At 68.5% G+C, this 18,187-nt stretch carries 15 protein-coding genes and 1 pseudogene; 11 read left to right on the forward strand and 5 right to left on the reverse strand.

Annotated elements, in window-relative coordinates:
- The first annotated feature begins 112 nt into the window (after positions 1 to 112).
- The 4 genes from IE107_RS08340 (at position 113) to IE107_RS08355 (ending at position 5,796) form a co-directional block, all read left to right on the forward strand.
- The gene (locus tag IE107_RS08340) at positions 113 to 1,369 is read left to right on the forward strand and encodes a helix-turn-helix domain-containing protein (RefSeq protein WP_373302413.1); all 1,257 of its coding nucleotides are present in this window, start codon (positions 113 to 115) and stop codon (positions 1,367 to 1,369) included.
- Between the two features lie 313 nt (positions 1,370 to 1,682).
- Entirely contained in the window at positions 1,683 to 2,474 is a 792-nt protein-coding gene (locus IE107_RS08345) for a toll/interleukin-1 receptor domain-containing protein (protein WP_189542680.1), read from the forward strand.
- Positions 2,471 to 4,459 (forward strand): hypothetical protein, encoded by a 1,989-nt coding sequence (locus tag IE107_RS08350; protein WP_189542682.1) that lies wholly within the window; start codon positions 2,471 to 2,473, stop codon positions 4,457 to 4,459. Before IE107_RS08345 ends, IE107_RS08350 begins: the two co-directional genes overlap by 4 nt.
- Positions 4,456 to 5,796, forward strand: a complete 1,341-nt coding sequence (locus IE107_RS08355) for a hypothetical protein (protein ID WP_189542684.1) — start codon at positions 4,456 to 4,458, stop codon at positions 5,794 to 5,796. The genes IE107_RS08350 and IE107_RS08355 overlap by 4 nt, the downstream gene beginning before the upstream one ends.
- Before the next feature lie 156 nt (positions 5,797 to 5,952).
- Here the strand turns inward: IE107_RS08355 and IE107_RS08360 are convergent, their stop codons facing one another.
- Positions 5,953 to 7,389, reverse strand: coding sequence for an ATP-binding protein (locus IE107_RS08360; RefSeq protein ID WP_189542686.1), 1,437 nt, complete (start codon positions 7,387 to 7,389; stop codon positions 5,953 to 5,955).
- A 299-nt stretch (positions 7,390 to 7,688) separates the two neighbouring features.
- Here IE107_RS08360 and IE107_RS08365 point away from each other — a divergent pair, with 299 nt between their 5' ends.
- The 5 genes from IE107_RS08365 to IE107_RS08385 all read left to right on the forward strand — a co-directional run bounded on the left by IE107_RS08365 (position 7,689) and on the right by IE107_RS08385 (position 12,041).
- On the forward strand, positions 7,689 to 8,195 hold the full coding sequence (locus IE107_RS08365; protein WP_189542687.1) for a DUF2004 domain-containing protein: 507 nt from the start codon (positions 7,689 to 7,691) through the stop codon (positions 8,193 to 8,195).
- A gap of 507 nt (positions 8,196 to 8,702) precedes the next feature.
- Entirely contained in the window at positions 8,703 to 9,089 is a 387-nt protein-coding gene (locus tag IE107_RS08370; protein WP_189542689.1) for a CPCC family cysteine-rich protein, read from the forward strand.
- A complete protein-coding gene (locus IE107_RS08375) occupies positions 9,086 to 9,817 on the forward strand; it encodes a HEAT repeat domain-containing protein (RefSeq protein ID WP_189542692.1) in 732 nt (243 codons plus the stop codon). The genes IE107_RS08370 and IE107_RS08375 overlap by 4 nt, the downstream gene beginning before the upstream one ends.
- Before the next feature lie 3 nt (positions 9,818 to 9,820).
- The gene (locus IE107_RS08380; RefSeq protein WP_189542694.1) at positions 9,821 to 10,480 is read left to right on the forward strand and encodes a DUF6000 family protein; all 660 of its coding nucleotides are present in this window, start codon (positions 9,821 to 9,823) and stop codon (positions 10,478 to 10,480) included.
- Between the two features lie 40 nt (positions 10,481 to 10,520).
- On the forward strand, positions 10,521 to 12,041 hold the full coding sequence (locus IE107_RS08385; RefSeq protein WP_189542696.1) for a hypothetical protein: 1,521 nt from the start codon (positions 10,521 to 10,523) through the stop codon (positions 12,039 to 12,041).
- 103 nt (positions 12,042 to 12,144) lie between these two features.
- On the opposite strand, the gene IE107_RS08390 is transcribed toward IE107_RS08385, so the two are convergent.
- The 4 genes and pseudogenes from IE107_RS08390 to IE107_RS08405 form a co-directional block, all read right to left on the reverse strand.
- Complete coding sequence (locus IE107_RS08390) at positions 12,145 to 12,564, reverse strand: effector-associated constant component EACC1 (RefSeq protein WP_189542698.1); 420 nt, start codon at positions 12,562 to 12,564, stop codon at positions 12,145 to 12,147.
- 2 nt (positions 12,565 to 12,566) lie between these two features.
- Positions 12,567 to 14,069 carry a caspase, EACC1-associated type gene (locus tag IE107_RS08395; protein ID WP_189542700.1) on the reverse strand — a complete coding sequence of 501 codons (1,503 nt, stop codon included), beginning with the start codon at positions 14,067 to 14,069 and terminating at the stop codon, positions 12,567 to 12,569.
- 268 nt (positions 14,070 to 14,337) lie between these two features.
- Positions 14,338 to 14,874, reverse strand: coding sequence for an NUDIX domain-containing protein (locus IE107_RS08400; protein WP_189542702.1), 537 nt, complete (start codon positions 14,872 to 14,874; stop codon positions 14,338 to 14,340).
- 1 nt (position 14,875) lies between these two features.
- Positions 14,876 to 16,226: pseudogene (locus IE107_RS08405) on the reverse strand (NsdA family TPR-like regulatory protein).
- Positions 16,227 to 16,449: 223 nt separating this feature from the next.
- Here IE107_RS08405 and IE107_RS08410 point away from each other — a divergent pair.
- Together IE107_RS08410 and IE107_RS08415 are read left to right on the forward strand one after the other, a co-directional pair.
- Positions 16,450 to 17,199 carry a hypothetical protein gene (locus tag IE107_RS08410; protein ID WP_189542704.1) on the forward strand — a complete coding sequence of 250 codons (750 nt, stop codon included), beginning with the start codon at positions 16,450 to 16,452 and terminating at the stop codon, positions 17,197 to 17,199.
- Positions 17,200 to 17,274: 75 nt separating this feature from the next.
- Entirely contained in the window at positions 17,275 to 18,186 is a 912-nt protein-coding gene (locus IE107_RS08415) for a phosphotransferase family protein (RefSeq protein ID WP_189542705.1), read from the forward strand.
- Position 18,187 lies beyond the last annotated feature (1 nt).

The following is an 18,187-nucleotide window of genomic DNA, read 5'->3' on the forward strand; positions in this document are numbered from 1 at the left end:
GACGCCGTCACAGCAGGTGTTCGCCGTCGGGTCTCGTGTCGACCGGTGATCGTCGGATGACGGCTCCCGTGAGGGCGGACGGCTCTCGCGGTCACTGTTCAAGGGGAGGTTGATGATGAGCACGACTTTACGTTTTGGCCCGGAACTTCGCCGTTTACGAGTAGAAGCGGGGCTGACTCTGACTGAGTTCTCCGTGGCGCTCAACTACGACAAGGGGCACATAAGCAAGGTCGAGCGCGGGGAGCGTTCCGCGTCCCCCGAACTAGCCCGGCGGTGCGACGCCTTCCTCGGCGCGGACGGCGAGCTGCAGCGCCTGGTCACCCGCCCCGAGACGGGCTCGGACTCGGGAACCGCGGAATCCCCCGCCGGTCCGAGCCGCTGGCTCGTCGGGCGTCGGGCGGTCCTCTCGGCGGGTACGGGAGCGCTGATCGACATCGGCCTGAAACTCGGCAGTCAGGCGCTGTCCTCCGCCGACGACCCCCTCCTGCCCTCCTTCCGCATGCAGTTCGACCAGCTGCGGAAGCTCGGTCAGTCCACCGCACCCAAGGTCCTGCTGCCCCTGCTGGAGACGCAGACTCGCATGATCGCCGGGCTGGCCGCCGACGCCCGGTCCGTTTCTCGGGCCCCTGCGCTCCTGCTCGCCTCGCGGTTCGCGGAGTTCACCGGCTGGATGGCCCAGGAGGCCGGGGACAGCAACGCGGCACTCGGCTGGACGGGCGAGGCCGCCGAACTGGCGCGCGCCGGGGGTGACCCGTACCTCGGTTCCTACGCACTGGTGCGACGCGCCCTGGTCACAATGTACGGCGGGGACGCCGCTGGCACCGTCGCCCTGGCGCGCCGCGCCCAGAGCAGCGAACTCCCGCCGCGCATCCGGGGACTCGCGGCCCAGCGGGAGGCCCAGGGGCACGCACTCGTCGGCAACGAAGTCGACTGCCTCCGCAGCCTCGACAGGGCGCGGGAACTGCTTGCCAGCGACGACGCCCGCAATGGCGCCGAGCCCGTGATCGGCACCTCCCATGTGAGCGATCCGGCGGCGATGTCGACCGGCTGGTGCCTGCACGACCTCGGCCGTCCCAAGGCCGCCGCCGAGGTACTCGACCGGGAGTACCGCCGCCTCCCGCCGCACGCGCTGCGTACCCGCGCCCGGTACGGCTTCCGCCGGTCCTTGGCCCATGCCGCCTCCGGGGAGGTCGAGCACGCGTGCGCGATCGCCGGGGATCTCCTGGAAGTGATGCCGGCCGTGCCCTCGGCGACGGTGAACAGCGACGTCCGGCGTCTCGCACGGGAACTCTCCCGGTTCCGGAGCAGCCGCGCCGTACGTGATGTGCAGCCCGCGCTGGCACGCGTGCTCGCCCCCGCGCACGACTGACAGCTCCTCCACGACCGACACAGACTCGAGCCGCCCGGCTCGCCGGACTACCCGGTCCCTCCGGCCCTCCGGATTCCACGATCCCCGGCCGAACCCTCTGATCACCGCTCGACGCGTCACATCGCGCCCCCGGCTTCTTCGGGCTGCCCCGCGACCAGTGACGCACCAGGCGGCGCCCCTCCTTCCGCACGCCCTCCCGTGGATGCGCCATGCCGTCCACACAGTCGGGATCTCATGGCCCCGGCTGTGGACCGGAGCCCCGGTCCACAGCCCCGTGCCCGTTCACCCCCGTCCTCCTTCGAAGGGAACCTTCATGCCCGACGTCTTCGTCAACTACCGCACAGGCGACGAGGAGTCCGCAGCGACCATGATCGCTCGGGAACTCGCCCGTCGGTTCGGCGACGAGCGGATCTTCTTCGCCAGCAACTCGATCGAGCCCGGACGCCGTTTCCCAGTGGAACTGGTCAGGGCGGTGGAGGAGTGCGAGGCTCTCCTCGCCGTGATCGGCCCGCGCTGGGCAGAGGTGCGGGGGGCCGGCGGCGGCCCCGCCCTCGAAGCCGAGCAGGACTGGACCCGTCGCGAGATCCAGACCGCGCTCGACCGCGGGGTCCTGGTGATCCCCGTGCTCGTCGGAAAGGCCACGAGGATCGACCGCTCCGTCCTTCCGGACGATCTGCTGGAACTGGCGGACTGCCAGTACAGGCGGTTCGACCATCGCAACGCCGAATCGGACCTGACGGCGCTCGGCGACACCCTCGCCCGGCTCCTGCCCGAGCTGGGTGCGGTGGACCGCGACGCCCGTGCGGCGCGGGAGCGGGCGGAGGCGAAGTCCCGCAAGAAGTCGGCCAAGGATGTCAGGCACACCAGGATGCGGACGCGCGACGTCGAACAGCGCGTGCGCGGCATCGGAAACCTCAACGGAGATCTGTCCGGCACCTTCGTCAACGAACCGCAGGGGCCCGTGAACACCGGTGGTGGGCGCCAGTACAACGCTCCCCACTTCGAGGGCGACAACACCGGGGTCCAGTTCACCGCGGGCGACAACAGCGGTACGGTCCACCAACGCTTCGAGCGCGAGCGTCGGCGCTCGGACGACGGACGATGACCGAGCAGGACCGCGTCACCGTCAACGATCCGCGTGGCCCGGTGAACAATGGTGTAGGGCCCCAGTACGTCTTCTACGGCGGCGCGGATTGGATGATCCGCAAAGGGGTCGAGTCCCTCCGGATCGTCCGAGAGGACCGGGTGCGCCTGGCCGACCGATTCGTTCGGCCGGTGGGCTATCGCATCGCCGCCGGCTGCCTGGAGAAGCCCGGATCGGTGGTGCTGCTGGAGGCTGCGCCCGGCAGCGGCCGGCGCGCCGCAGCGATCATGCTGCTGCACGAGCTCGGTGAGGACGCAGGCGCTGAAGAGGAGCAGGAGGAGGACCGGTTCGAGGAGCTTCCCGCCACGGACAAGGACGAGGCCACTCTCACCCCCGGCGAGGGGGACCGCTTCCTCCTCGACCTCTCCGGCATCGCCGACGAGGAGGCGTATGCCAAGGCCCGGCGCCTCCTGGTCGTGCGCCGGTCACAGGTCCAGGAGGCGGGGGCCCACATGGTGGTCGTCCTGCCGTCGGGCATGGAGCACGCCCACGCGCCGGAACTCGAACCGCACACGGTGGCGCTGGGGCGCCCTCGGGGGATCGCCGTCGTCACCCGGTACCTCCGTATGGACCGGATGGTCTTCCACTCCACGGACCTGGGAAGCTACGACCTCCAGCGCCTGTGCGAACGCTCCCCCATGCGGGAACTGGCGCGGCTCGCGGGGCTGGTGAGGTCTGCTCGCGACAGCGGCCGGTTCGGCGTCGACTTCGCGGGATGGCTCGACCAAGCGATGCACGCGGTGACCGACCGTGCCGGTGAGGTGGGTCGGCAGGTGGCCACGGTCCGCACCGCGCCCGAGCGGGCCCTGCTGCTTGCGGCGGCAGTGTTCGAGGAAGCCCGCGCCGACACCGTCTACGAGGCGTGGCACGGCTTGATGAGGGCGGTGAGGCACGAGGAAGAGACGACAACCGAGTTCGCACGGACGGATTTCGGGGAGCGATTGGCGACGCTCGGGATCGAGCGGGACCTGGAAGGGCGGCTCCACTTCGGGCGGCTGGCCTACGCCGACGCGGTACGGACGTACTTCTGGGCGAACTTCCCCGGGACGCGCGACGACCTCAGGAATTGGATCGGCCATGCCGCCGGGCTCCGCGGTCTGACCACCGACGACCGGGTGAACGTCGTCGTCCGCTTCGGCGAGCGGTCCCTGGCCGTCGGGCGGCCCGACCACCTCTTCGACCTTGTGGTCCGCTGGGCGGACCACGCGACCGGGGCGCCCTGCGACCCACGAGCCGTGGCGGCCCTCGAACTCGGTCTCAGCCACGAGAGGTTCGGGGGATGGTTCCGCAGACGGATGTACGAGTGCGCGAGGTCCGGCCCCTTGTCGGACGGTCTCGTTCGCGTCCTGACCGCTGCCTGCCTCCAGAGCCTCGGCGCGACGCACCCGGATCAGGCGATGGTGCGGCTCCACTACCTCGCCGTACGGAAGGGGGAGGCGGCACGCGGGGCCAGGGAAGTACTTCTCGACCTCGCCGGCCGCGACCGTCGGCCCTACCGGCTACTGATCGACCGACTGCGGGACCGGACGCGTCGGGAGCCGCGCGGGGCAGAACTCCATCTCCAGCTGCTCGCTGAACTGTTGAGGAGCGACCGGGCACCGGAGCCGCCGCCGTGGCCGGACCTGTTCCTGGGCTGGGAGACGGTTTTCTCCCGGCCGCCGACGGAGCTCTGGAACCCGCTGGTGAGCAGTTGGCTGAACGCCGCAGCGGGCGACAGTACGCGGGAGATGGCGCTGGGCGTGATGGTCAGGGCGACACACGGCCGCACGGCCGCTCTGCACCGCCTCTACGCCATCGCCTGCGACTGGGCAGGGCCCAGGCACCACCCGTCCCGGGCGGCCGTCGCCGCCCTCTTCTGGCAGCACATCGACAACGCGCAGTACGTCCGCACGGAGAGTACGAAGCGTGCGGGCGCCGGACCAAGGACCACGGAAGAGGAACGATGAAACACCGCTTTCCCAGCCTGCTGTTCGTCGCTCTCTGCGGCCTCGCACCGGCTGCGCTCGGAAACCTCCTGCACTGGTCGGCGTGGCTGTGGGGCTTCATGTCCATGGTCACATCCTCGGGTTCCCTGCTGCTCGTGATGACGGTCCTCAGCGGTGGCCGCGCGTCGGCCGATCCGTACGAGCCCGAGGAAGCTGAGCCGCCCGCGGCGCCGACGGAGCAGCCGTACCAGGAGACTCGGGTGGTCGACGCGGCGCTGCCGAGCGCCACGGACGGCTACGACTTCCTCTTCTCCGCCACCGTGTGGTGGAGGCCGGTCCCCGACCGCGCCGACTGGTCCGACGGCGCCTCCCCAGCCCTCGCTGTTTCCTCGGTCGTCAGCCGGGCCCTGCAGGTCGTCCGCCACGAGGAGCCCGGCCGGGCGAGCTTCGCACGGTATCTCCTGGAAGGGGAGCTGGGCGCCCCGCTCCCGGACCGGAGCGGACGGGTGAAGGCCCTGGCAGCCGATGTGACACTGACCCTCGCCCCCGCCGACCGCGAGCGCCTGCGGAAATTGAACGACCTTCGCAAGGACGAGGAGCTTTGGGAGTACGAGCGTCAGCACGAGCGCAACAAGCGGGGCTACCTCGGTGACGACGTACTCAAGAGCACGGGCAGCGCTGTGGTGTGGTGGCTGGCCCGTCACGAGGACGACATCGAGAAGGCAGTCGACATGATCGGTCCGCTCGCCCAGATTTCGGCGGCGGCCAAGAACGAGGAGGTGCCCGAGATCTTCCGGCACCTGCTCGTCCCGCCCGTGGACGCGCGGACCGAAGCAACCGTCGGAGGCCCGCTGTGGGACGGACACGCCCAGGGAGGAGGGACGTTCGACCGCGAGGAGGAAGTGGGGGTTTCGGATCGACTGCTCCTGCTGCTGGCAGCGGTGGGCCTGAAGCCGGACATGGATGAGTACACGGTGTTCGTGCACCGAGTGGTGCGGAGCCTGGAGGCGGCCGGGCTGGACGAGGCCGCCGAGGAGATCAGGCGGACGCTTCTCCCGGCGCCCGACGAGGGGCCGGAAGGTGAGCCTCCGAGCGAGGGGGACGCCGCCGGGCCCTGGTCGCCGCGCTTCCAAGCCCCCGAGGGCGCGCCGTTCACCGACGCGGCCGCGGACCTGGATGCCGGCGCGGACACGTTCACGCCGGGGTCCGCGAAGAGCGGCGCACGCGAACGGAACCAAGACCGGCAGGAGACGAGCGAGGACGACATGGCGCCTCCCTACTTCTGGGACACCTCGCACAGCCCGCACCGGCCCGCCGCACCTCGCGCACAGGACGAGGACGACGAGGACAGGAGCTGATCCGGTAGACGGTCGGTCCTCCGAGGCTCCCCCTTCACCGCACACCGCGGCGGGGGAGCCTTTCCTTTCCCGGGACCTGGGCACGAGGAGACTCAGGACCGCCAACGCTGCACAACAGCTCCGGTAAGCGACCGAGGCCTCACCGACTCCCGTACCTCACCTGACATCCGCCACTCGCAGCGGCCAGGCGGTCAGCAAATCGCCGGGGCCGTAGGTGGCGTCGAGCCCCGGACAGTCGGTTCCACCACGCGAAACCGCCACGACTGGAACAGGTTCGTCGGTGAGGGCAGCCCGGTGCCGATGCAGAGCGGCCAAGTCATGCCGGTCGAAGGGCGACTGCTCCAGCCACTTGATGGAGCCGACGAAGAACAGCTCCTTGGCGACGGGGGCGCGGTCGGCCCCGACGATATCGATCTCGATGTCGTTGGTGCGGGTCCAGTAGCCGCCCACTGCGGGGGCCGCGGGCAGCCGGTCGTCGGGCAGTATCCGCGCCAGTGCCTCACGGACAAGAGGCTCGACGGCCCGACCACGCCAGCTGGTCCAGTTCTCCCGGATGCGCGCCAAAGTCAGATCGCCCCGCCCCCGCTCGATCTCCTCCATCGACGGGCCGAGCAGGGGCAGCCAGAACCGCAGGTACGGATCTGTCACCCGGTAGCGGCGGTCCTTCGACGGGCGCAGCGATACAGGCAGCTCGCCTGCGACGATCCGTTTGTCCGTAAGCAGTTCCAGAGCTCGCTGCAGCGGCGTGGCCCCGATCCCGCCGGCTGCACGAGCGATATTGGTGAAGGTCCGCTCGCCACTCCCGATGGCCGTCAGCACCTTGCGCGCCTGTACCTGCGGGGGGAATTCGGCGGCCAGCGAACGCTCGGCCGACACCAGCAGGGCCGAGACCGGATCGCTCAGCGCCTCACCGAGGAAGTCCCACAGCCCTGCGCCGCGCGGCCACTCTGCGCAGATCAGCGGCAGCCCGCCGGTGACCAGTGCGGCGTCGAAGGCTTCCGCCGGATCCAGCCCAAGCATCTGCCCCACCTCGGCGGGGTTGAGCGGTCCCAGCACCATCTCCCGGCCGCGCTGATGGAAGGGGCGTCCGTAGCTGTTCAGTGCCTCCATCATCGACAGATCGGAGCCGATGAGGACCAGCAGCACCGGCTTGGTCCCCAGCACCCTGTCCCAGGCCCGTTGCAGCATCCCTTCAAAGGCGCCGTCGGTATCCATCAGGTACGGCACTTCGTCGATGATCAGAACGCTCGCCCGGTCGGCAGGCAGCGCCGCGGCCAGCACATCGAACGCGGCATCCCAGTTCTCCGGCCGCGCGGCGGCCACCAGCCCCGCCAACGGCAGCGTCGACACTTGGGCGTCCCTGGCCAGCCGTGCCAGATCCTCCCTGGGGGATGCACCAGTCGCAGCGAAAAACAAGAAAGGGGCTCCGGAGCGCTCCGCAAACCGCTCGACCAGCCGCGACTTGCCCACCCGGCGCCGCCCACGCAACATCACGCACCGACCGGGCCGCTCCCCGCCGATCCCTGCCGCCACCTTCTGCAGCTCTCGCTCCAACGTCGCCAGCTCCTGGCAACGTCCTACAAAATCCACCACGTCTGGTCGACCTCCATGCATGACGCTAACAACAATGTTAGCAACATAGAGGTTAGTAATTACCTTCGTGACCCTCGACCGAGCCTTAAAACGCGGAGACGTTCTGCGCATCGATGTGCACTCAGGGTTGTCGTTTCGAGCTGACTGCGCGCGCACATCGCGTACGGGTCAGGTGCCCCCGAGGCGCTGCACCGACAGAACCGGTACCCACGCACGGAGTGATCGAGGGCATAACCTGGGCCAGGAACGTTCACCGCTTCTCAAGCAAGCCGTCCCCGCCCATCGAAATGACAGGCCCCATGAAGAGTATCGATCACCCTTACTTCGGGCACCTTGAGGTTCCGCCGGCGGACGAGACGGCAGTCATCTGGGAAGGCACAGCCGCGTTGGGAAGCAGTGAGGTCGAAGTCCGGCTGTGGGCCGAACCCAGCCCAGGGCTGGATACAGGAGAACTGGATGCGTTCGCGACGCACCTGACCCACCTGCCGGCTCTGGACATCGCGGCTCGCGCGGCAATCCATGAGTATCTGCAGCAGGATCGCTACTTCATCGACCACCACGCCGCCGAACTCGACGATGTCGAGGTGATCAAACGCCTCACCCGGGAAGCGAACGGCGAAGCGATCAGCGCCGACGCGTTCACTGCGGCCATGCACCCCGTTCGGATCGGACTGTGGCACCTGATCGGCGAGGCCAAGGCCCGGACCGTCATGGACTACACAATCGACGCTGCGGCCAGTGACGAACTCCTCGCCGTCAAGGTGGCCCGCGACGGGGCCGTGGTTTCCGTCGACTGGGAAAGCTGACGGCGTCAGCCCCGCCTCGGCGGTGGCAACCCGGCAGCACCCAACGGGGCACGGCGCATCGATCCTGGGCGCTGAAGACCCGGACCGCGCCGACGTGGGCAATAGAAAGAACCGCTCCCGGATCCCGGTCTATCGCGTCTTCCACACCATCGACAACGGGGAACCAGCGGTGTGGGCCGTACACGTCGGACACCGCTCCACGGTCTACGACACGCAGCCGCTTCAGGTTCTGCGGACCACTGCGGACAGCACAACGGCCTGACCTGCCTTCTCGCAGGTCAGGCCGTTATTCACGTCCAATCAGACGTTTAAGCGGAACGCCTGCGGACTGATCCTGACCTGCGGCGGAGCTCCATCCAGGGCTCTGACCTGGGGTTTCCTAGTTGGCATGCGTTGGCTCCCGACGGCCATTTACGGGTGTCCTGCGGACTGGCTGCGGACCGGCCGGGCGGGCGGAGGCCGAGAAATCCATGGCGCACCGGCGGGACCGGCAAGGAGACTGCCCGGGTGAGCGACCGCTACCCCTGCCCATGCTGCGGGCACCGCGTGCTGGGCGAGATGCCCGGCTCGTACGAGATCTGCCCCGTCTGCTTCTGGGAGGACGACGGGGTCCAGTTCCGCTGGCCGGCCATGGCAGGCGGCGCGAACAAGGTCTCCCTGATCGAGGCCCAGCGCAACTACCAGGACTTCGGCGCCTGCGACCAGCGCGGCCGGCGGTACGTCCGCCCGCCTGCCGAGGACGAGCCGCTCGACCCCGCCTGGCGCCCCATCGACCTGACACGCGACTCCTTCGAGGACTGGGCAGCCGAGGACCACGCCCCGTGGCCCGAGGACCGCTCGGTGCTCTGCTGGTGGCTGCCCACCTTCTGGCGCCGGGACCACTCCGCGTCATGACCTCCCACATCGAGACACTCGTCCAGCAGCTCGACGGCAAGGCCGACGAGTCCTACGACGCCCGCGCGGAGCTGATCTGGATCGGCGCCGACGCCATACCCGCCGTCATCAACGGCCTGCCTTCCCTCGGCGGCTTCGGCCAGCTGACCGCCATCGAGGTCTTCGAGGAGGTGGGCGATCCCCGTTGCGGCCCCGCCCTCATCGGCCTACTGGACAGCGACAACCCGACCGTCCGCGAATGGGCGGCCATGGCCCTGGCGAGCCTGGAGATCGACGGCGCCACCGAGCCCCTACGCCACGCCTACCGCGCCTGCCTGGAACGAGCGACCCCACCGGACTGGACCGAGTCCGTCGGCATCCGCTGGGCCCTGACCGAACTCGGCGTCCGCACCCCCGTCGTCCCACCGCTCACCGCACGTCTACGAACCACCGCGGCGGACGACGCCCCGGGCTGGCCCTCGGCCCACTTCACCGAGATCATCAACGACCTGGCCTTCCACGCCCAGGTGATCCTCTACTCCCAGTTCTGGCGCGTGGACGCCGGCCGCACGTACAGCATCTCCGGCACCGGCCTGGACTGGGAACTCGACTGGACCGCGCCCTGGGAGCACCTGGTCGAAGAGTCCCGCACCCGGTCCCTGCTGGAAGCCTCCGAAGCCCCCACCGGCGACAACATCTTCGTCGCCCCCACCTGGATCGACCGCACCGACCTGAACCCAGAGAGGTGACCTATGCCGTCCCAGCACCCCGAGGAGATCGGCTACGGCTACGTGATCGAGCGCTACGTGACGAGGAAGGACGGGTACCACCCGCGGTACCGCGAACTGAAAAGCGGTCGCTTCCTGCAGCCCGGGTGGCCGCACGCCGAACGCTTCACCCGTCACCTCATCGACGACGCGGCCACGATCACCGACGCCGAGCTGGAGGCCATCCTCGGCTACGAGTGGCGCTCACGCCTCACCGCCGCCTGGCTGATCGGCGTAGGCCGACGCGCCACGTTCCGCGAACGCATCGGCGACCTGCTCCTTGCCAGCGAGTTCTGCTTCTCCGGCGGCGCCTACTGCTTCGCTCTGGCCCGCTTCGGCACCCACGCGGACGCCGAAATCCTCACCACTTACCTCGACCGCTACCTCCCCCGCACCGACCTCCGCTACGACCAGCCCGCCGCCCTCGGCGCCCTCCTCCGCCTCGACGGCCGGCTCGGCACCCACCACGCCGACCGCTTCACGGAGCCCGACGGTCTCTGGGACCGGTGGGTCCAGGCCCTTGCGCACCTCCAGGACTCCCCCTTCTTCACCCCCGCCGAACGGCACCGCTGGACAGACCTCCAGTGCGACTTCGCCAACGGCTGGACCCGGCCGTATCCGCAGCCGCCTGCTGCGGCTACGTGAAGTCCGCGTATAACCTCCTCGCGAGGAGGATCATGGTGGGATGGGTGCCTACCTCTACGACCGGCTGGTGACGGAGGACGAATACCGCCAGCGCATCCGGCGGCATCGTCCCAGCTCATTGCTGCCCCTGATCGCCGCAGCGGCGGCCCGCTACGGCACACCCCAGCGGCCACAGCCCTGGCTGGAAAGCCCCTTTCTGAAGTACACACCGTGGGCTCTGGCTGACGCGGCCCGCGTCAGCCTGGCCTACGGCACTGAACATCAGCGGTCCGAGGCCACCGAGCGGGATCTGCTGGAGATCCTGGCGGCGTACTCCAGCCTCAAGGAACCCACTCTGCACGGCACGGATGAACCAGCGGTCCGCCTGCGGGACTTCATGATGCGCCTGGGCGGCGAGCAAATGGCCTGGCAGGCCCCGGAATTTGTCAGTCTCGCCCGCACCGCGGCGCTGTACCTGCACACCCCGTTTCCAGCCCATCGGCAGCCACGCTGCATGGTCCCGGGCTGGGACACCGAGTTGTTCGGCTGCCCTCTGCCCGACTACGTCGGTACTGCGCAACTACTGTGGGGATGTGCGCTGCTCAACGCCGGGCGTTTCGATCCCGCGATGTTCGACAGCAGGGACGGTGAGAAGTTCAATCGCGTGGTCAAGCGGGAGACGGTGCTGCGCGTCATTGAACGGCACTTCGCCACCGACGTGGCTTCCATCAAAGCGACCGAGAAACAGACCGTGGACAGTCTGACGAGGGTGGCTGGCGGCAAGGCAGCCCAGCTGCGACGCTTCACGTACAACCCGCTGCTCGGCCGGCCAGCGGTCACCGGCTTCGGACCCGGCCTGCTTTGCCCATCACCCCAGCTGGTCTGGCGCAAGGCGACCCCGGCTGGCATTTACCACACAGGACGTGAGCACTTCGGAACCGGCTTCCTGCAGGAAACCGGCTATCTCTTCGAGGAGTACATCGGCCGCCAGCTCCGCCTGATCCCGGATGCTGATGTCATCGGAGAGATCACGCACCAGGTCAAGCGCAACAAGCTGCTCAGCGTCGATTGGATCGTCATCTTCGACGACTTGGTGCTGCTCGTGGAGGTCAAGTCCATGATGCCGACCGAGAACGCCCGGCTCGGGCTGGGAGACGGAGTCGCAGAGACCGACAGCAAACTGGCCCGCGCCTACCGTCAAGTCAACGGCACCTCCGCCCAGATCGACCAGAACAACCCGGAATTCGCCGGAATTCCGGCCGACCGTCCGCGTCAGGCGTTGATCGTCACCCTTGAGCCATTCCCGGTCGCCAACGCCAACCTGCCCCACGTGGACCTGCCCGTCCCCGATATCCCGACCACGGTCGTCGGCGCCCAGGAGATCGAGCGCTTGGTGACCTTGACCGATACCACACCCAGCTCACTGCTCCTAGAACGCGCAGCTGACCCCCAACGCTCCACTTGGGCACTCAATGAATGCCTCACCGGGCACGAGTGCGCCCGCAACCCCGTCCTCGATCAGGGCTGGGCGTCCTATCCGTGGGCAACAGCCCGGCTGCCATCCGGCCCCGATGGGCTGTAGGGCCCTACACCGCGAGCCCTGCCCCGGGCCTACGCGAACCCCAGGCAGTCACACCCCATTCGCCCCCAGCACCGACCCCGATTGCCAACGTGCGTGATCCCGGTCAGCCAGCTTCCGGCGCGACGGTAGGGACCTGCTCCCCCGGATCTCCGACATCCGCCGACGAGGACGGGAGCAGGGCGGCTGCGAGCTTCTGCAGCTGCTCGGAGTCTTCCACTCCGCTGATTGCGACCGAGACGCCATCACGGCTGATCACGACGCTCGCTGCCTCGCCACCCTGAGAGCTCACCCACCTCTTGACCGTCTCGATAGCGGAAGGAAGCGCGAGCGCGCCGGTGACCACGAGGGCGAGCACATCGAGGCCGTCCCCGAGCGTTCCTGCCTGCACCTTCCTGGATTGCCATTGCGCCTGCGCGACGCCTCGTAGCGAGGGGTCGCGGGCGATGAATGCTCGCAGGCCGTCCGGAACTCTGCTGCCGCCGGCCAGTGTGATCTTCAGTGTGATGGATGTCGATTCCAGCATGTCTAATTCCCATCCTTCCACGGGTTATAGCTGAGCGGGATCAGATCCCCGTTGTGGCCAACCTGTCGGCAGGGCTTGGGAAGCCCCCGGGATCCCAACTCTTTCTCCAGATGACGGAAGAGGTTCTCCGCGTTGATCACCTCAGCGGCACCGGGAATACCGAACTGAAGGGATTCAATGAGCATCCCGGTAAATGTGGTGTACCGCTCGCCATCAGGCGCCATTGACGCACTGGTGGCGGTCGAGGAAGTCATAACGTAGGTTCCAGCGATGGCCACCGAGCTAGATAGGTCGGCCGTCAAGACGTCCAGCGCAGCACCGCTGTAGCAGCTATCCAGCACCACGATCCGGGTTCCCACGGGGCTGTCCGACAGTTGCTCGCGCAGCCGGTCGAACTCCCATGCCGAGTAGCTGTGGCGCTGGCGCGAGCCGGGAAGACCGAGGAGCAGGCGTGCGCTCTTGGGATCGGCCCATCCGTGGCCAGCGTAGTAAATGAACAGGCCGCCTGTGACCGGATCGACGCCCTCGATCGCAGCTTCGATCTGGTCGTGGATCTCGACATGGGTGGTGGGGTTCCTGAGAGTCCGTACCTTTTCTGCGGGGATGCCGAGCCGCTCGGTCAGCAGGTTCTCCATCGAGGCGAGGTTGTTGTCAATTGACGGAACGTCCGGCATGTTCGTGTAGGTGGAGACGCCGATGAGTACGGCCGCACCGTTCTTCCAGCAGTCGAATTGAACCGCTTCGTTATCCGGAACCCCCACGAACGCAGTGACTGTCAGTTGAGCGCCCAGCTCACACAAAGCCTGCATGATTCCGAGCTGAATCTCTTGCATGGGCGTAGACGCCCCTTCCACCCAGGCGGATACGGTGGATCGAGGCACGCCGAGTTGTTTGGCCAGCTTTTCCTGGCTGATGCCCGACTTGGTCAGTTCGTGGCGGAGCCACGGGCCGAATTCTACAGATCCTTCTCCTGTAATCTTTATGCCTAAACCGACATACTCGGTTCCCCAATCAGCAGGCCATCCATTGCGCTGAAGTTGGAACCTCTCTGGTTCTATCTCAGCGTTGGAAAGCATCCCAGGGACCCGGGCAGCGCCCGCAAGGTAGCGGACATACTCGACATCCCGAGTCAGCAGGGTGGCCCGCTTACCATCGGCGTCCTCGGTGAACATCACGCCGTAGCCGCCTGGGACGATCGGTGTCCCCGTGGCCTCGCACCACGCACGGTACTTGTCGACGCCGCCGAGGGCTTCGGGGGTGAGGAATGCGAACCCATCCGCTGTCGGCTTGCCAGGTGGTCGCCCACCTCGCCCTTTACGGCCGGTGGTCGCGTTGGCGTTGCGCTGTTCATCCATCGCCGCCAGGAGCAGGTCATCCCAGTGGCCAGGGTCAAAGTCCTCGCCGGCCCACCGGCACATCGCCTGAGCCATGATGGTTACTCGGTGTCGCTGGCCGACGGCGGAGGGGACCCGGAACCCTGCGGCCGGTCCCGTCCAGCTCTGCATTTGCCATTCCTTCAGCAAGTGCGCGCCGGGAGTCTGCGCGATCCGGGCGTCCAGCAGTAGCGCACCCAGTGAGGGAGTGTGCCCGGCGGCTCGCCGGGCCCGCCACGCGCGCTCCCGTAGCTCCTTGAGCTCCCTGTGTAGGTTGGCCGCTGCCATTCGCACCGAATCCCCATCATTCGTCATGTCCCAGGCTCGGCCTTCACGTTGCCTGTCTGCCAATTTGTGCAAGGTATCGGTAGGCCGACACCGGAAGAGTTAGTTCGTGGGCTCACACTGCGGACCAACCGTCCAAAGAGACCTCCAAGCCGTCGGTCAGGTACTGGTGTAGAGCACTGGCGGTGGTGTCCACGAAGGCTTCGGGGATGGCGTTGGCGTCAACCCAGCGGACCTGGGAGTGCTTGCGTGGTTCGCGGTTCTCGGGTTCACCGGTCCAGTCGTGGGCGGCGAACACGACCGTGAGGAAGCCGTTGGGGGCTTCGACGCCCCAGGCGCCGTGAATGATGTGGGCGACCTTGAGGGACTCGGGCTTCACGGTGAGGCCGGTCTCCTCGTAGAGCTCGCGGACCGCGGTTTCGGTGATGGGCTCGCCCGGTTCGCTCTTGCCGACAGGGAGGTCCCACATGCCCTTGGCGAACTTGGCGTTTTCGCTGCGCTGGAGGAGGACGACACGGTTGGTGGCCTTGTCGTGGACGATGACGGCCGCGACCAGCAGGGTCATCGATTCGAGCGCCGGCTTGAGGGCCTTGGGCTGGTCGTCGGTCTGCTGGGTCACGGTGTTCCCTTCGTCGGGCGGGTTGTTGGGCATGTTAGGCGAGTGCCTCGCGGGCGCGGCGGGCGAGATCGGCAGCGCCGGGCACTTTGCGCCGCTGGTAGACCGCGAGGGTGGAGCGGATCGAGGTGATCGCCTTGCGGGTGCGATCGGAGGTCATGCCCTCCATGAGGACCAGGGCCTGGGTCCAGGCCGCGACGGCCTCGTCGGCGCGGGCCTGAGCGGCGAGGCTATCGCCGAGGTCGGCGTGGGTGAGGGCGTGGACGCGCTTGTACTTCTCCGGGTCCCAGCGGGTGAGGGCGTCCCGGTGCTGCTGCTCGGTGCCGATGTGGTCGGCGAGGTCGGTCAGGGTGCGGGCGGTGTGGCTGGCCACGGTGCCGGCGGCCGCTCACGCGGGAGTAGCTGGGCTGAGGACCGTCGTCACGTAGGAGGGCGTCCTCGGCTGCGAGCAGGGCGCGTGCGGCCGACGCGTTCTCGTCGGTGGCGGCGTAGGCGCGAGCGTGGGTGATGTGAAGGAGGGCCTCGGTCTGGCCGTCGACGTGGCCGAGTCCAGCCCGGAGGGCGCCCTCGACGAGGTCGACGCAGTGGTGGGGCTGCTTGAGGCTCAGGGCCTGGTGGGCGAGGGCGCGCATCATCCAGGCGGCGTGGCCGTGGGGGTCGGCTTCGCAGGCGAGCTTGTAGCCGACCTGGTAGTAGCGCTGGGCGGGGCCTTCCTGGCCGAGGTCGTGGTGCTTCCACCCTGCGAGGTAGGCGAGTTCGGCTACGGCGCCGAAGGCTGCCCGGCGTAAGACTTCGCTGGGGAAGCGCCCACGCAGCATGGGAGCAGCGGTGTCGGCGAGGTACGCGGTGACGGTGGTCAGGCCGTGGCCGCCGCCGAGGCGCTCGTCGGCGGCGCTGAAGGCCGCGGTGATCTGGCGTACGACGTCCACGTCCTCTACGCCGACCAGGGATGTGCCAGTGCGGGCGCGGAGCATGCGGGCGGTGGCTTCGTGGTCGTAGCCGAGTGGCATGGCAACGCCGGCGGTGGTGAAGGCCGCGATGGCGAGGAAGCGGCGGCGCTCGACGTCGGCGCGGCCCAGGTTGGTGACCGCGAGCACGGGGTCGGATTCCGTCGGCTCTTCGTCATCACCGACCTGGAGGCCGATCTCGGTCTGGGTGACCGTGCGTCCTGCTCGGCGGGACAACGCCTCGGCCAGGTACTGACCTACCCGGCCCGACGGGGCACGGATGCCGTTCACCCAGTGAGAAATGGCCGACTTGTTGGTCTGGAGGATCTCGCCGTTCTCTGCGGCGATGCGTCGCACGTCTCTGGCGAGGGCCTCGTAGGTGCAGTCGACCGCCGCGATGACGTCGCGTAGACGGGAGTTGGGTTCTCTCGGCGCCGCCACGATCGCCTCCACTCCGGAGCTGTAAACCGCGTATACCGCTTCAACTGCCTTCCACCGTACCCACTGAGCGTGACCACCGGTTCACTTATCAGCAGCCGCCCGGAACGGCGCGACCGTGATCCAGGCTCCCCCTTGGTCCGGGCGGCACCCCGAAGTTCCGTACGCCCACACCAGGCTCGGGCATTCCTGTGCCCGAACCTGGCCGATCAGAGACGGAGACACGGTGACCACCATCGACACCACGGCCATCACGGTCGGGCTGCCCGAGGCATTCGACCCGCGCTGGAGCCGCCTGCCCGGCACCCAGGTCGACGGCCGGCGCATCACGATCGACCCGGCCGAGTACTTCTTCCGCTTCGAGTCGAGCACCTGGCTCGTCGCTGACTGGGAGCTGGTCAAGTCCCAACTCCTGGACGTGAACGAGACGACCGAGAGCGCGGTCGAGCAGCTCGCGCTCGACTTCATCAAGCAGCACAGCGAGTCGACCTCCGACGCCGCCCGTGTCCTGGCCACCGCGTACGAGGTGTACGCGTACCTCTTCCGCGACGAGCACCTGGCCGGCCTCGGCCTGCCGCAGATCACCGCCGACCACCTGCGGATGCTCCGCGAGGCGGCCACGCTCATGGCGCTCAACAAGGTCGAGCTCGACGGGCACATCTCCAACGTCGGCCCGTGCTGGTTCTTCCCCGCCGCCACCTCCGTCGTCTTCGACTTGGACGACGAGATGGGCGGGATGCTCGACGAGGTCTACCACGGCGGCTGGTTCAACGAGCACCGTCGGATCGAGTCCATCAAGGCCCACGCCGCGCTCGGTGGCCGGCTCGTGCACGGGTGCCAGTCCGTGCCGGACCAATCCGGCGGCGTGGTCGCGCCCTACGGTGCCTCGATGGCGAACTTCCGTGACGACCTCGCCGCGTTCAAGGCGGGCTGGATCGAGCAGGTCTATGCCCACCGCGTGAACCCCGCCGCGTAACCCCACCCGATCAGGCTCCGGGGCGGGCCGGCACTCCTCGCCCGCCCCGGACGCCACCATCCCCCGGAGCCCCACGTGACCGCGAACCCCAGCGCCGAACTCCTCGACAGCCTGCTCACCGTGGCTGGCCAGACCACCGCCGTACGGGAGGAGGTACGCGTGTGGTCCATGTCCGGCGTCGAGCGCGTGACCTTCCGCGACGGCTCCACGGCCGTCTTCAAGTACGCCAAGAAGCCGTTCGACTGCGAGGACCAGGCCCTCCGTCTTGCCCACACCCTCGGCGTCCCCGTCCCCCAGATCCACGCCTCCGCCGTCCTGGACGGCTGGCTCGGCATGCTCATGGAGGACCTCGGAGCGTCCGTCCGCGAGGCCGACGACCTCGACGGCGTCGCCGCGGCCGTGGTCCTGCACGGAACCCGTACGGCTCCGCCCTTGCCCGTCCTCGACCAGGAGCGGCTGCGCACGCTGCCGGCCCGGGCGCTGGAGCATCTCGAACGGCTGCGTAAGGCCGACCGGTGGCAGGACGCCGATGACGTCGAGGACGCGCTCGACCAGATCGCCCAGGCCACCGAGGCCCGCGCGGCAGGCGCAACACTGGCGCCGTTCGGTTGGGTGCACTCCGAGTTCCACCCCACCAGCCTCCACATCGGCAAGCACGGGTGGCGGCTGCTCGACTTCGCCCGCGCCTTCACCGGCCCCGGCCTGCTCGACCTCGCCAGCTGGCACGGCACCATCGATCCCCCGCACCCCGTGCGCCTGCGCGTCTTCCTGGAGCAGTACGTCACCGCCGGCGGCACCCCCGACGCCCTCGTCCCGCGCGGCGGGCTCACCGCCGAGAACTGGGCCCTGGGCTGGCACCGCATGTGGGCCGTCGAGTGGTTCATGGAGCAGTCCATCCGCTGGATCAACGACCCGGACACCGACCCCGCATACCTCAAGGCGGTCCGTCGCCACCTCACGGGCGTCCTCCACCTCCTGGAGATCTGAC

Origin of the sequence: Streptomyces gelaticus, assembly GCF_014649535.1 — a bacterium.
Taxonomy (GTDB): domain Bacteria; phylum Actinomycetota; class Actinomycetes; order Streptomycetales; family Streptomycetaceae; genus Streptomyces; species Streptomyces gelaticus.

Excerpts from the sequence above, each read along its gene's own strand:
- IE107_RS08340 (WP_373302413.1), top strand. The coding sequence starts at position 113 with ATGATGAGCACGACTTTACGTTTTGGCCCGGAACTTCGCCGTTTACGA.
- IE107_RS08345 (WP_189542680.1), top strand. The coding sequence starts at position 1,683 with ATGCCCGACGTCTTCGTCAACTACCGCACAGGCGACGAGGAGTCCGCA.
- IE107_RS08350 (WP_189542682.1), top strand. The coding sequence starts at position 2,471 with ATGACCGAGCAGGACCGCGTCACCGTCAACGATCCGCGTGGCCCGGTG.
- IE107_RS08355 (WP_189542684.1), top strand. The coding sequence starts at position 4,456 with ATGAAACACCGCTTTCCCAGCCTGCTGTTCGTCGCTCTCTGCGGCCTC.
- IE107_RS08365 (WP_189542687.1), top strand. The coding sequence starts at position 7,689 with ATGAAGAGTATCGATCACCCTTACTTCGGGCACCTTGAGGTTCCGCCG.
- IE107_RS08375 (WP_189542692.1), top strand. The coding sequence starts at position 9,086 with ATGACCTCCCACATCGAGACACTCGTCCAGCAGCTCGACGGCAAGGCC.
- IE107_RS08380 (WP_189542694.1), top strand. The coding sequence starts at position 9,821 with ATGCCGTCCCAGCACCCCGAGGAGATCGGCTACGGCTACGTGATCGAG.
- IE107_RS08385 (WP_189542696.1), top strand. The coding sequence starts at position 10,521 with ATGGGTGCCTACCTCTACGACCGGCTGGTGACGGAGGACGAATACCGC.
- IE107_RS08390 (WP_189542698.1), bottom strand. The coding sequence starts at position 12,564 with ATGCTGGAATCGACATCCATCACACTGAAGATCACACTGGCCGGCGGC.
- IE107_RS08395 (WP_189542700.1), bottom strand. The coding sequence starts at position 14,069 with ATGCAGAGCTGGACGGGACCGGCCGCAGGGTTCCGGGTCCCCTCCGCC.
- IE107_RS08400 (WP_189542702.1), bottom strand. The coding sequence starts at position 14,874 with ATGCCCAACAACCCGCCCGACGAAGGGAACACCGTGACCCAGCAGACC.